This is a genomic window from Streptomyces sp. TE5632 (genome assembly GCF_054061295.1).
The window spans coordinates 2,246,435-2,259,270 of record NZ_JBSSEA010000003.1; the positions used below are offsets into that span (position 1 = coordinate 2,246,435).

Consider the following 12,836-nt stretch of genomic DNA (forward strand, 5'->3'; position numbering starts at 1 on the left):
TGAGAAAGGCGAGCCTACCCCCACCCGGTGACCCGAACGGGTGACTCCGGCCGCATCAACTCACTGAGCTGCGGTTCATCCCGCACGCCGGTGCTGTTTGGGACGAGATCGTTTCTCGACGTACATCCGCTCGTCAGCGGATTTCAACACTTCGTCCGCGGTCATGCCGCAGTGTGCCCATCCGATGCCGAAACTGGCCCCCACCCGCACGGCCCGCCCCTCGGCCCGGATGGGCTGGATGATCTCGTTGCGCAGCCGTACGGCGAGGTCCTGGGCGTCGGCCCGGCCGAGCCCGTTGGCGAGGATCACGAACTCGTCGCCGCCGAGCCGGGCGACGGTGTCGCCGTCCCGGACACCGTCGCTGAGCCGGCGGGCGACCTCGATGAGGACCGCGTCACCCGCGTTGTGTCCGAACCGGTCGTTGATCGACTTGAAACCGTCGAGGTCGCAGAAGAGCACGGCGAGGCCCTTGGCACCGTCGTCGTGGTCCTCGTCGGGGGCGATGGCGTGCACATGATGGTCGTAGCCCTCGAACGTGCCGGCCTCGGGCGGGAAGTCGAAGTCGTGGCCCCGGTCGAAGGCGGGCGGGCCGTGGGCGGCGTCCTGGGAGTCGAAGGGCTCGAAGGACTCGAAAGCGGCCAGGGAGTCGGCGACGGCGGCGGGCAGTACGCCCTGCGGGCGCTGCCGGCACAGGCGGGCGGAGAGCCGGGCACGCAGCTCGGCGGAGTTCGGCAGGCCGGTGAGGGAGTCGTGGGAGGCGCGGTGGGCGAGGTGCAGCTCGCGGCGCTTGCGCTCCTCTATGTCCTCGACGTGGGTGAGCAGGAAGCGCGGCCCGTCGGCGGCGTCGGCGACGACGGAGTTGCGCAGGGACACCCAGAGGTAGGTGCCGTCCCTGCGGGCCAGCCGCAGTTCGGCGCGGCCGCCCTCGGCGGAGGTCCGCAGCAGCGTGCCGATGTCCTCGGGGTGCACGAGGTCGGAGAAGGAGTAGCGGCGCATCGCGGAGGCGGGACGGCCGAGCAGTCGGCACAGCGCGTCGTTGGTGCGCAGGATGCGGCCGTGCTGGTCGCCGCCCAGCTCCGCGACGGCCATGCCGGAAGGGGCGTACTCGAAGGCCTGCCGGAAGCTTTCCTCACTGGCGCGCAGGGCCTGCTGCTCGCGCTCCAGGCGGACCAGGGCGCGCTGCATGTTGGAGCGCAGCCGGGCGTTGCTGATCGCGATGGCGGCCTGGAAGGCGTACATCTGGAGCGCTTCGCGGCCCCAGGCGCCGGGCAGCCGGCCGTTGCGCGGGCGGTCCACGGAGAGCACGCCGATCAGCTCGCCGCAGGTCTCGCCGCCCTGCGGGCCGGGCGCGTACATCGGGGCGAAGAGCCGGTCGGAGGGGTGCCACTCGTCCTCGAAGCGGGGAGCGGGGCCGTCGGTGTACCACTGCGGGACGTCGTCGTCGTCGAGGACCCAGCCCTCGGTGTGCGGTATGAAGATCAGGTCGCCCCAGGCCTCGCCCATGGAGAGGCGGCGCTCCCAGGACTCGCGTGAGCCGACCCGGCCGGTGATGAGGGCTTCGGCGGCGGCGTTGCCCGAGAAGGCGGCCACGACCAGGTTGTTGTCGGGGCGCACGAGGTTGACGCAGGCCAGTTCGTACCCGAGGGCGTCGACGACACCGTCGGCGACGGTCTGCAGGGTGTCGGCCAGGCTGCGGGCCGTGTTCATGGCGGCCATGGCCTGGTGCAGTTGCCGCAGAGAGGCAAGACGGACGTAGGGCTCCGAGTCGGTCTCCATGCTCACCCTCCCCCCGGGACCTCGCGGCGGATCAAGCGATCTCATCGACGTATCGTCCTGGCAGTATCCCCGCCACTGAATCACAGCGCGCTGCCCACCCGGTACACAGGGTCAACAATTATCTCCCCCTGTGACTCAAGTCACAACCAAACGTGAACAATTGGGAGGCCTTTCCGGGGTTTCCCCGCGAATTCACCGAAGGTACCGAGTGCGAATTCCGCACCCTTTTCACAGGGTTTCCCGGCTCGCTCCGTGGGTGACCCGCGCTCCGCTCCGCCGCTGGTCCTAGGTCCCTGCTCGGACCGGGGTCCGATGCGGTGCGTACGGAGCGGAGATTAGCGTTTCCGGTGTGCCGAACACTTCCGTACCCCCCGCGTCCCCGCCGCCCCTGCCCGCGCCCGCCGCTCCGCCCACCGCCCTGCATGCTGAGGGGGTGAGCAACGACGAGTTCCGTGCCGCCATGTCCCGACTGGCCGCCGGTGTGGTCCTGGTGACCGCGCAGGAGCCGTCGCTGGACCCGGACGACCCGCGGGCACCGGCCGGCGAGGACGTGGGCATGACGGCGACGGCGTTCCTGTCGGTGTCCCTGGACCCGCCCCTGGTGCTGGTCAGCCTGCGCGAGGGCTCCCGCATGGACGACCTGCTCGACGAGCAGCCGCTGTGGTCGGTCTCCGTGCTGTCCGAGAACCAGCGGCACATCGCGGGCCGCTTCGCGATGAAGGGCCGGATCAGCGACCGCCTCCTCTTCGCCGACATCCCGTACATACGGGGCGAGCACAGCGGGGCCCCACTGGTGGACGGCGCCCTCGCGACCCTGGAGTGCCGCACCGAGCAGCGGGTGCCGGCCGGCGACCACACCCTGGTGATCGGCCGCGTCCTCGCGGCGAACCTGCCCGGCGCGGACAGCAAGCCACTGACCTACTTCCGAGGCCGCTACCGACACCTGGCCTGAACGCGCCCCGGGCGCTTCCCGGACCGGAAACTCCTTTCACCGAAAGGAAACCGCGCACCTACCCTGCTCGGGTGACGAAGACCACAGATCCCCGCCTCGAAGAGATCACCCCGAAGAATTTCGACGCCGCCCTCGGCATACGCGTCCGCCCCGACCAGGAGTTCGCGGTCGCCCCGGTCGTGAAGTCCCTTGCCGAGGCGTACGTCCACTCCGGCTCCGCCTGGCCCCGCCTGATCATGGACGGGGACCGCGCGGTCGGCTTCCTGATGGCCTTCTTCGACGCCGACTGGCACGAGGACGGCGGCAGTGTCATCCGCTCGGGCCTGTGGCGGCTGAACATCGCGGCCGAGGAACAGGGCAAGGGCTACGGCCGCTTCGCCGTGGAGTCGGTGGCCGCGGAGATCCGTGCCCGGGGCGGCAAGGACCTCTACGCCACCTGGCATCCCGGTGAGCACGGCCCGGAGGGCTTCTACCTCGGCCTGGGCTTCCGCGAGAACGGGGAGGTCGTCGAGGGCGAGACGGTCGGGGTACTGGACCTGGCCTGACGGCCGACGGTCCCGGCCCCGGCCCCGGCCCCCGTCCCGCGGATCACCCCCAGTCCCGTGCGGAGCGCCCCCGTTTCGTCTCCGAGCGCTGCTTCTTCTCCCGCAGCCGGCGTTCGTTGATGCCGCGCGGGATGCGGGTCGGCTTGCGGGGTCTGGGCGGGGGCGCGGTGGCCTCGGCGAGGAGTGCGGCGAGGCGTACGGCGGCGGTCTCGCGGTTGCGCCACTGGGAGCGGTGCTCGGAGGCCCGGACAGTGACGACGCCGCCGGACAGCCGCCCCGCCAGCCGTTCCAGCGCCCGCTGCTTCCACACCTCGGGCAGCGCGTCGGTGGCGGCGAGGTCGAAGCGGAGCTCCACCTGCGAGTCACTGGTGTTCACATGCTGCCCGCCCGGCCCCGAGGACCTGGAGAAACGCCACATCAGCTCGGCCTCGGGCAGGGAGACGGAGCCACGGATGACATAGGGACCGGACATGCCGTACATGTTCCCGCCTCTGACCGGTCCACGTCACCCGGTTATCCCGGTTATCCCAGTCACCCCGGTCGTCTTGGCAAAGAAAGTAAAGCGACCTGGAACCTCGCGTCCCCCTCTCGCGTTCAAGGGGGTAGCTGTAGCTTCGTAGCCGTACGTACACGAGGGAAGGGACTCCCAACAATGGCTGTAAGCCTGTCCAAGGGTGGCAACGTCTCGCTCACCAAGGAGGCTCCGGGCCTGTCCGCCGTCACCGTGGGGCTCGGCTGGGACGTCCGCACCACCACCGGCACGGACTTCGACCTCGACGCCTCCGCGATCGCGGTCAACCCGCAGGGCAAGGTCTACTCCGACGGTCACTTCGTCTTCTTCAACAACAAGCAGACCCCGGACAACACCATCGTCCACACCGGCGACAACCGCACCGGTGAGGGCGCCGGCGACGACGAGGCCATCAACGTCAACCTCGCCGCCCTGCCGGCCGACATCGACAAGATCGTCTTCCCGGTCTCGATCTACGACGCCGAGAACCGCTCGCAGAACTTCGGCCAGGTGCGCAACGCCTACATCCGCATCGTCAACCAGGCCGGCGGCACCGAGATCGCCCGCTACGACCTGTCGGAGGACGCGGCCACCGAGACCGCCATGGTCTTCGGCGAGCTCTACCGCAACGGCGCCGAGTGGAAGTTCCGCGCCGTCGGCCAGGGCTACGCGTCGGGCCTGGTGGGCATCGCCCAGGACTTCGGCGTGAACGTCTGACGGACGCCCCGCAGCCCTCTCCGAGCCCCCGGCCGCCCGGCACTTCGCGCACCGCACCACGTATCGCGAAGCACACCGGCCGGGGGCTCCGGCACGTCCTGAGCGAGGGCGCCGACATACGGGCCACCCCCACCCGGGGGCCGTCGGGTGGGGCACCGCGTCCGTCGTGACACCATCACCTCCGTGCTCGACATCGGCTACGCCCTCTCCAACCGCTTCCCCGACCCCCCGCAGACCGACTACCGCCGCGTGGACGTCCACGCCCTGCGCCACGACCTCTTCTGCGGCGACGTCTACCTCGCCGACACCGAGGCGGACCGGGAACTGTCCACAGCCTGGGGATGGGTGCCGGTGCTCGACTTCGCATGGGCGCTGTGCGACATCGTGGAACGGATCGACCGGGATCCGGCGGGCTCCCGCGCCTCCCGCCCCCAGTGGGCGGAGCTGGACTTCACCGAATCCACCGACCGGCTGCTCTTCGAGCGCCGCTTCGGATGGGTGGACATCGAGGCCGAGTGGCTGCCGGCGTCGGAACCGCCCCTGACGTTCTCCCACACCGAACTCCGGCGCGAGGCCCGCGACTTCCTGCACGACCTGCTCGCCGACCTGATCGACCTGCACGAGGACCTCGGCGAGAACCCGGCCGTCTGGACCCTCCAGGCCCGCTACCCCCGCCTGGATTGACCCACCGCGCCCCCTCCTGCCCTTCCCTGTCGGCCCTGTCGGCCCTGTCGGCTCAGCCCTCCACCCGAATCCCCAGCTCCCCCGCCAGCACCGGCGCCAGATCCAGCAACTGCCCCGTACTGATCACCGCCCCCGCCAGCCTGTCCACACCCCGGGCGATCTCCAGCGAAGCGGCACCGCGCAGATCGACGTCCGTCAGGGTGGCCCCGCTGAGATCCGCTCCCTTCAGCGCGCAGTCCACGAACTCCACCCGCTCCAGCCTCGCCCCGCCGAAGTCCGGCTCGACCAGGACACAGCTCTCGAAGACGACGTCCCTGAGCCGCGCGGACCTCAGATTCAGGAAGTCGATCTTCCCGCCCCGGACCAGGACCCGCTCCAGCCCCGCCCCGTGCAGCTGTGTCCCCCCGAGACGCGCGTCCGTCAGCTCGACGTCGCGCAGGGTCGCCCCGGCGAGGTCCGTTCCCACACCGCGCACCTCGGCGAGGACGGAGTCCAGCACCCTGGCCCGGGACAGCCGGGTCTCGTCCAGCGCGCACCCCGTCACCGCGCAGTCCATGAACCGCGCCCCCGCGCCGTCCTCCCCCGAGAGGTCCACCTCCCGGAACTCCAGCCCGTCGTAGTCCCCGTCCGGCTCCAGCCCACCCCCCTCGTACCTCGCCAGCACCGGCAGCCGCAGCTCCGGCCGCCGCGCCGCCCTCACCCCTGCCCCACCCCTCGCTCCCGAACCGCCCACCGCTCTCCTCGCCATGCGCCCATCCTGCACCCCACCACTGACAACCCACCTGACCTGCGATAACCCCGCATATGTCACATCCTGGGGCCCTGGGCCGTCGTAGCCACGAACCACCTGATCCACCCCGATCCCCCGATCCCCCGATCCAGCAGGCGCGACCCCGACCAAGGGAGACCCCAGCCATGCACCGCATCACCGTCATCGGCGGCGGCTTCGCCGGACTGACCGCGGCCATCACCGCCGCCGAGGCCGGCGCCGAAGTCACCCTCCACGAGGCCCACCACACCCTCGGCGGCCGAGCCCGCACCGCGGACGGCCCCTACCGGACCAACGAAGGACCCCACGCCCTCTACAGCGGCGGCCCGCACTGGTCCTGGCTCCGGCAACGCGGCCTCCTCGGCCCTCTCGCTCCCCTCCCGCCCCTGGAAGCCACCCGTTTCCGCCTCCGCCACCGGGGCGCCCTGCGCCGCACCCCGCCCCTCGCCATGCTGAAGCTGCTGCGCCGCAGCGGCGCCCACGCCCCCGTCGACACCGACTTCCACACCTGGGCCACCGGCATCGCGGGCGAGGAGGGCGCACGGGCCGCCGCCCACTACTCCGCCGTCGCCCTCTTCCACCACGACCCCGGCTCGTTGTCCGCCGCCCACGTGCAGGAACGCCTGCGCCGCACCACCGCACTGCCCCCGGAGGCCCACTACCCGCGCGGCGGCTGGGGCAGCCTCATCGACCGGATGGCCGCCCGCGCCTGGAACCTGGGCGTCCGCGTGGAGACCCTGTCCCGCGTCGACACCCTCCCCACCGACACCCCGGTCGTCGTCGCCACCTCCCTGGACGCCGCCCGCCGGCTCCTCGGCGACCCCACCCTGACCTGGCCGAGCGGCCGCACCGTCCTCGTCGACCTCGCCCTGCGCACCCGGCGCGGCGACGCGTTCGTCGTGTCCGACCTGGACGCGACCGGCTGGCTGGAACGGTTCACCGCCCAGGACCGCACCCTCGCCCCCGCCGGCGAACAGCTCGTCCAGGGCCAGATCCCCATCGCCCCGCACGAGTCCAAGTCCGACGGGACCGCCCGCGCCGAAGAACTCCTGGACCTCGCCTTCGACGGCTGGCGGGAGCGCGTCACCTGGCGGCGGGAGGCGGTCGCGGCCGGACGCACCGGCGCCGTCGACCTGCCGGGCACGAGCTGGCGCGACCGGCCCGCCGTCGACCGCGGCGACGGCGTCTACCTGGCCGGCGACCAGGTCGCCGCCCCCGGTGTGCTCTCCGAGGTCTCCTTCACCAGCGCCCTCACAGCCGTCTCCCTGGCCCTGGACCTGGACCTGGACCACCACGAGCTTGACCTCAAGCGAGCTTGAGGTTGAACAGTGGGTGCGCTGTCGAAGCCGCATCGCACCCCTGGGAGCCTCATGCACGCCATCCGTCTGCACGCCTTCGGCCCCGCCGAGAACCTCGTCCACGAACAGGTCGAGGACCCACGCCCCGGCCCCGGCCAGGTCCGTATCGCCGTCCGGGCCGCCGGAGTCCACCTCCTGGACACCGCGCTACGGCAGGGACACCAGGGGCCCGCGCCCGCCCCGACGACCCTGCCCACCGTCCCCGGCCGCGAAGTAGCCGGGGTGGTCGATGCGTTGGGCGACGGCACGCCGGCCGACCGGCTCGGCAAGCGCGTCGTCGCCCACCTCGGCTTCGCCCCCGGCGGCTACGCGGAACTCGCCGTCACCGACGCCGACCGCCTCCACGAGATCCCCGAGCGCCTCGACTTCGCCCAGGCCGTCGCCATGATCGGCACCGGCCGCACGGTCATGGGCATCGTGCAGTTCGCCGAGCCCGGCCCCGGCGACGTGGTCCTCGTCCCCGCCGCGGCCGGCGGCATCGGCACCCTCCTCGTCCAGTACGCCAAGAACGCCGGCGCCACCGTCATCGGCCTCGCCGGCGGCCCCGGGAAGACCGCCCGCGTGGCCGCGAACGGCGCCGACCTCGCCGTCGACTACACCGACCCGGCCTGGCCCGAGCGGCTCTCCGCCCACCAGGGCAAAATCACTCTCGTCTACGACGGCGTCGGCGGCGACACCGCCCGCGCGGCGGTCTCCCTCCTCGCCCCCGGCGGCCGCCACGTCGTCTTCGGCTGGTCCGCCCAGGGCCTCGACAGCACCGATCCCCACCTCGTCGACGGCGTATCCCTCAACGTCCTCGGCCCCGAGATGATGCGCAGGGCCGGCGGCGCCAACCCCGTACGCACCCTCGAACTGCGCGCCCTCACCGAAGCCGCCGAAGGCCGGCTCACCCCAGCCGTCCACCGCTTCCCCCTCGCCGAAGCCGCCGCCGCCCACCGCGCCCTGGAGAACCGGGGCACGACCGGAAAGGTCGTCCTGGAGCCGTGAGCGCCGCACTATCGTGCCCACCGTGATCCACGTACCCGAGGAACTCGCGGCGGCACAGGAGAAGTTCAACGGCGAGGCGGGCCGCGCCTTCGTCTCCGGGCTGCCCGGGCTGGCCGCCGCCTTCCTGGAGCGCTGGGACCTGCGGGTCACCGGCGCGCCGATGCACGGCGTGAGCGCCCTGGTCCTCCCCGTCGACCGCGCGGACGGCACACCGGCCGTACTGAAGCTCCAGATCCTGGACCAGGAGACCGAAGGCGAACCCGTCGCCCTGCGCACCTGGAACGGCGACGGAGCCGTCCGCCTCCTCGACCACGACGAGACCACCCACGCCCTGCTCCTGGAACGCCTCGACCCCGCCCGGACACTGGCCCGCCTGCCCGACGTCCGCGAGGCCGTCCTGGTCGTCGCCCGCCTCCTGGCGCACCTCACCGGCACCCCCGCCCCGGCGGGCCTGCGCCGCCTCGACGACATCGCGCACGTCCTGCTGGAGCGGACACCCGGAGCCCTGGACCGTATCCCGGACCCGGCCCCCCGCCGCACCGTCGCCGACTGCGCCGCGGCCCTGCGGGAGGTGGCGGACGAACCGGGCGACCGCCTCCTGCACTGGGACCTGCACTACGACAACGTCCTGGCCGCCGACCGCGCCCCCTGGCTCGCCATCGACCCCAAGCCCCTCGCGGGCGACCCCGGCTTCGACCTCTGGCCCGCCCTGGCCAACCGCTTCGACGCGATGACCGACGTCCTCGGCCTGGACCGCGGCCGGGCCCGCGCCTGGACCTACGCCCGCCTGCTCCAGAACTGCCTGTGGCACATCGAGGACGGCCGCCCTCCGTCCCCCCACGACCTCGAGATCGCCCACCGCCTGCGCCCCCGGGCATGAGAAAGCCCAGGCCGGAACCACCCGGACCTGGGCTTCGAAGAGAGCCCCCTGTCGGATTCGAACCGACGACCTACGCATTACAAGTGCGTTGCTCTGGCCATCTGAGCTAAGGAGGCACCGCACACGCGCGGAACGCGCGAGGGCGGGTCCACTGTACACAGAGCGGCTTTCGCCGAGCCACGCACTTGCGGGGGACGGGCCCGGCCCGCTCACTCCGGTCCGTACGCGAAGGTGTACGGCACCTTCGTCGGAGCCGGTCGTGCCGGTCAGGTAGGAGATGGAGTAGTCGCAGGTCGTGGACTCGGCCTCGATGCCGCCGGTGAAGGCGTTGGTGACGGTGGCGTGGGCGAGCCGGGGATGGGTGTCCTCCGGGCCCACGGGAACCTCCTTCCAGTCGGCGAAGGTGAAGTGGCCGGCGGTCCGGGTGGTGGGCATGGAGGTGCTCCTTCTGTCGTGTTCGGTCGTGCCGCGTACCGGGCGGAGTCCTCCCGGCGGCTGGAGGGGGCGCTGCGGCAGGGCACCGCGCGGCTGCGGCTCTCGCCCCGCGGACAGAAGCTGCTGCCGATGCAGTTCGGGGCGGCGGGCGCACGGGCACTGCGGGACGCGGGGCCGCCGGACGACGCGGGACGGGTCGAGGTGGAGCTGCCCGTCGAGTCGGAGGCGGTCGCCGTCGGCGATCTGCTCCGGCTCGGCACCGAGGCGGAGGTGCTCGGTCCGCCGGGGCTGCGGGAGGCGGTCGCGGGGGCCGTGACGGTCCTCGCCGAACGTTACGCGGCCGAGCGGTGACACCGGCCGGCGAAAGTTTCCGCGAAGTTCATATGACCTCGGGTACTGACAGATCGGGTGAACGCCGGTACCGTCCTGTGCCAGTTCGCTTCCGTGGACTGCACCACTCGGAACCACAACGGAACATCCCGTCGTGGCACCACCTTCCTACTCGGATCGTCCGGCACGTTCCTGCCGGTAGAAGGGGGCCCATTCACCATGGCCACTGTCACGTTCGACAAGGCGACCCGGATCTACCCCGGTTCGACCAAGCCCGCCGTGGACGCGCTCGAGATCGACATCGAGGACGGGGAGTTCCTCGTACTCGTCGGCCCGTCCGGTTGCGGCAAGTCCACCTCGCTCCGCATGCTCGCGGGGCTCGAGGACGTGAACGGCGGTGCCATCCGCATCGGCGACCGCGACGTCACGCACCTGCCGCCGAAGGACCGGGACATCGCCATGGTGTTCCAGAACTACGCCCTGTACCCGCACATGACGGTCGCCGACAACATGGGCTTCGCGCTCAAGATCGCCGGCGTCAACAAGGCGGAGATCCGGCAGAAGGTCGAGGAGGCCGCGAAGATCCTCGACCTGACGGAGTACCTGGACCGCAAGCCGAAGGCGCTCTCCGGTGGTCAGCGTCAGCGTGTCGCCATGGGCCGCGCCATCGTGCGTGAGCCGCAGGTGTTCCTCATGGACGAGCCGCTGTCCAACCTGGACGCCAAGCTCCGCGTCTCCACCCGTACGCAGATCGCGAGCCTGCAGCGCCGTCTCGGCATCACCACGGTGTACGTGACCCACGACCAGGTCGAGGCCCTCACCATGGGCGACCGGGTGGCGGTCCTCAAGGACGGTCTGCTCCAGCAGGTCGACACCCCGCGCAACATGTACGACAGGCCCGCCAACCTCTTCGTGGCCGGCTTCATCGGCTCCCCCGCGATGAACCTCGTCGAGGTGCCCATCACGGACGGCGGCGTGAAGTTCGGCAACTCGGTGGTGGCCGTGGACCGTGACGCGCTGGCCGCCGCCACCGACAAGACCGTCACCGTCGGTGTCCGCCCCGAGCACTTCGACGTGGCCGGTGCCGAGTCCGACCAGGGTCTCGCGGTCACCGTGAACGTGGTCGAGGAGCTGGGCTCCGACGCGTTCGTGTACGGCACCACCGAGGTCGGCGGCGAGTCCAAGGACCTCGTCGTCCGCGTCGGCGGCCGCAACGTGCCGGAGAAGGGCAGCACGCTGCACGTCGTGCCGCGGTCCGGTGAGACCCACGTGTTCTCGACGTCGTCCGGCGCGCGCCTGTCCGACTGAGAGCCGTGACCGAACCGTCGCACCACCCCGGGTGATTCACCCGACTTGATGAAGAGGGCCCCGCAGACCGCTGCGGGGCCCTCTTCGGTGCGACTGCGTTGTCGACGAACACCCTGACATTCGGTGCGTTTCGAGCAGCGTGCGTCAACGCGCTACCCAGGAAACGTCCCGCCCATGTCACCCGAACCAGTGACTGAATGTCTCCATGCCATCACTGGACGCTACCCTCACACGCGTGAAGCACTCCACTACGCCTCAGACGCGAAGCGGCCGGGGCCCTGCCCGCCGGGTCGGCCGCACTCTCGCCTTCGTCCTGCCCGTCGTCCTGGTGTTCTCCGGGACCCTCGCGGTCGCCCGGGTCAACTGGTCGGGGAACCCTTCGAGCCCGGTGCTCGCCGCCGCCGACACGGCTGTGTCCGGCGCGTCCTCGGCCGGCGCCTCCTCGCGCGCCCCGCACGAGGTGCTGCGGGACACGCTCCTGGTCGAGTTGCAGAAGGAGGATCCGGGCGTCGCCCTCACCCACCTCCAGCAGGCGGTGAACGACCGCCCGTCGCTGGCGCGGCACTGCACGTCGATCGCACGTGCGCTGGGCAAGGCGGCGGTCCGGATGTACGGCCCCACCAAGGCCCAGTCCTTCGCCCGTCCGGTCTGCGACACCTCCTTCGCGTCGGGGGTGCTCACCGCCCACGGCTGAGCCCGTCCCAGGACCCGGCACCACGGCCCGCCTGCGGGTCCGCCCGGTCCGCCCGGCCCCTCGGTCGCCACGTACAGTGCGCCCATGACCGATCCGAGCGCCGCGTCGCGGCCCGTGCAAGCCGTCGTCCTGGCCGGCGGCCAAGGTTCCCGGCTTCGTCCGTACACCGACGACCGGCCCAAGCCGATGGTCGAGATTCCCGGTACGGGGACCCCGATCATCGGCCATCAGCTCTCCTGGCTCGCCGAGGAGGGCGTCACGGACGTGGTGGTCTCCTGCGGCCATCTCGCCGAGGTGCTGCAGAAGTGGCTGGAGACCGCTGATCTGCCCCTCTCCGTCACCACCGTCGTCGAGACGGAGCCGCTCGGCCGCGGCGGCGGTCTGAAGTACGCCGCCGCCCGCCTCCCGCACCCGGACCGGCCCTGGTACGCCACGAACGGCGACATCTGGACCCGTTTCTCGCTGCGCGACATGGCCGACTTCCACACCGAGCGGGACGCCGTCGCGACCCTCGCCCTGGCCCGCCCGCGTCTTCCGTGGGGTGCCGTGCAGACCGACGGGTTCGGTCACATCACCGACTTCATCGAGGCCCCGCCGTCGACGGTCGAGATCAACGCGGGTGTGTACGTCTTCTCCCCCGGGTTCGCCGACCTGTTGCCGGAGCGCGGCGACCACGAGCGTACGACGTTCCCGCGGCTGGCCCGTGAGCGCCGGCTGGCCGGGTTCCCGATCCCGCAGGGCTCCTACTGGCGGGCGATCGACACCGCGAAGGACCTGACCGAGGCGGCGAAGGAACTGGCGTCCCAGAACCGCTGACCCACCACCCGGACACGACCACCACCCGGACACGATGACGGGGTCCCGCACATCACCGTGCGGGACCCCGTCGT

Annotated in this window: 14 protein-coding genes, 1 tRNA gene and 1 pseudogene; 11 read left to right on the plus strand and 5 right to left on the minus strand. The window is 71.6% G+C overall.

Annotation, left to right across the window (positions count from 1 at the left end; genetic code table 11):
* Positions 1-75 precede the first annotated feature (75 nt).
* Positions 76-1,776, minus strand: coding sequence for a diguanylate cyclase CdgB (cdgB, locus tag ACVW19_RS15245; RefSeq protein WP_457459940.1), 1,701 nt, complete (start codon positions 1,774-1,776; stop codon positions 76-78).
* Between the two features lie 433 nt (positions 1,777-2,209).
* Between cdgB and ACVW19_RS15250 the strand changes: the two genes are divergently transcribed.
* Together ACVW19_RS15250 and ACVW19_RS15255 are read left to right on the plus strand one after the other, a co-directional pair.
* Positions 2,210-2,728: a flavin reductase family protein gene (locus ACVW19_RS15250; protein ID WP_457459941.1), complete on the plus strand. Its 519-nt coding sequence runs from the start codon at positions 2,210-2,212 to the stop codon at positions 2,726-2,728.
* 71 nt (positions 2,729-2,799) lie between these two features.
* A complete protein-coding gene (locus tag ACVW19_RS15255; RefSeq protein WP_457459942.1) occupies positions 2,800-3,273 on the plus strand; it encodes a GNAT family N-acetyltransferase in 474 nt (157 codons plus the stop codon).
* 43 nt (positions 3,274-3,316) lie between these two features.
* On the opposite strand, the gene arfB is transcribed toward ACVW19_RS15255, so the two are convergent.
* A complete protein-coding gene (gene arfB / locus ACVW19_RS15260; RefSeq protein WP_384208899.1) occupies positions 3,317-3,754 on the minus strand; it encodes an alternative ribosome rescue aminoacyl-tRNA hydrolase ArfB in 438 nt (145 codons plus the stop codon).
* 171 nt (positions 3,755-3,925) lie between these two features.
* Between arfB and ACVW19_RS15265 the strand changes: the two genes are divergently transcribed.
* Together ACVW19_RS15265 and ACVW19_RS15270 are read left to right on the plus strand one after the other, a co-directional pair.
* A complete protein-coding gene (locus tag ACVW19_RS15265) occupies positions 3,926-4,501 on the plus strand; it encodes a TerD family protein (protein WP_457459943.1) in 576 nt (191 codons plus the stop codon).
* A 183-nt stretch (positions 4,502-4,684) separates the two neighbouring features.
* Entirely contained in the window at positions 4,685-5,185 is a 501-nt protein-coding gene (locus ACVW19_RS15270; protein WP_457459944.1) for a hypothetical protein, read from the plus strand.
* 52 nt (positions 5,186-5,237) lie between these two features.
* On the opposite strand, the gene ACVW19_RS15275 is transcribed toward ACVW19_RS15270, so the two are convergent.
* Positions 5,238-5,933, minus strand: coding sequence for a pentapeptide repeat-containing protein (locus tag ACVW19_RS15275; protein ID WP_457459945.1), 696 nt, complete (start codon positions 5,931-5,933; stop codon positions 5,238-5,240).
* Positions 5,934-6,100: 167 nt separating this feature from the next.
* On the opposite strand from ACVW19_RS15275, the gene ACVW19_RS15280 reads away from it, so the two are divergent.
* From ACVW19_RS15280 to ACVW19_RS15290, 3 genes are read left to right on the plus strand one after another with little or no spacing between them, the layout of a single operon-like run.
* Positions 6,101-7,273, plus strand: coding sequence for an FAD-dependent oxidoreductase (locus ACVW19_RS15280; protein ID WP_457459946.1), 1,173 nt, complete (start codon positions 6,101-6,103; stop codon positions 7,271-7,273).
* A gap of 51 nt (positions 7,274-7,324) precedes the next feature.
* Complete coding sequence (locus ACVW19_RS15285) at positions 7,325-8,299, plus strand: zinc-binding dehydrogenase (protein ID WP_457459947.1); 975 nt, start codon at positions 7,325-7,327, stop codon at positions 8,297-8,299.
* 13 nt (positions 8,300-8,312) lie between these two features.
* Entirely contained in the window at positions 8,313-9,179 is an 867-nt protein-coding gene (locus ACVW19_RS15290) for an aminoglycoside phosphotransferase family protein (protein WP_457459948.1), read from the plus strand.
* A 42-nt stretch (positions 9,180-9,221) separates the two neighbouring features.
* On the opposite strand, the gene ACVW19_RS15295 is transcribed toward ACVW19_RS15290, so the two are convergent.
* Positions 9,222-9,295, minus strand: a tRNA-Thr gene (locus ACVW19_RS15295).
* A 211-nt stretch (positions 9,296-9,506) separates the two neighbouring features.
* Positions 9,507-9,614: pseudogene (locus ACVW19_RS15300) on the minus strand (DUF3224 domain-containing protein); the annotation flags it as partial.
* Positions 9,615-9,632: 18 nt separating this feature from the next.
* On the opposite strand from ACVW19_RS15300, the gene ACVW19_RS15305 reads away from it, so the two are divergent.
* The 4 genes from ACVW19_RS15305 (at position 9,633) to ACVW19_RS15320 (ending at position 12,762) form a co-directional block, all read left to right on the plus strand.
* Positions 9,633-9,965, plus strand: a complete 333-nt coding sequence (locus ACVW19_RS15305; protein WP_457459949.1) for a WCX domain-containing protein — start codon at positions 9,633-9,635, stop codon at positions 9,963-9,965.
* A gap of 198 nt (positions 9,966-10,163) precedes the next feature.
* Positions 10,164-11,252 carry an ABC transporter ATP-binding protein gene (locus tag ACVW19_RS15310; RefSeq protein WP_279335266.1) on the plus strand — a complete coding sequence of 363 codons (1,089 nt, stop codon included), beginning with the start codon at positions 10,164-10,166 and terminating at the stop codon, positions 11,250-11,252.
* A 235-nt stretch (positions 11,253-11,487) separates the two neighbouring features.
* The gene (locus ACVW19_RS15315; RefSeq protein WP_457459950.1) at positions 11,488-11,946 is read left to right on the plus strand and encodes a hypothetical protein; all 459 of its coding nucleotides are present in this window, start codon (positions 11,488-11,490) and stop codon (positions 11,944-11,946) included.
* Positions 11,947-12,030: 84 nt separating this feature from the next.
* The gene (locus ACVW19_RS15320; RefSeq protein ID WP_457459951.1) at positions 12,031-12,762 is read left to right on the plus strand and encodes a nucleotidyltransferase family protein; all 732 of its coding nucleotides are present in this window, start codon (positions 12,031-12,033) and stop codon (positions 12,760-12,762) included.
* Positions 12,763-12,836: the final 74 nt, after the last annotated feature.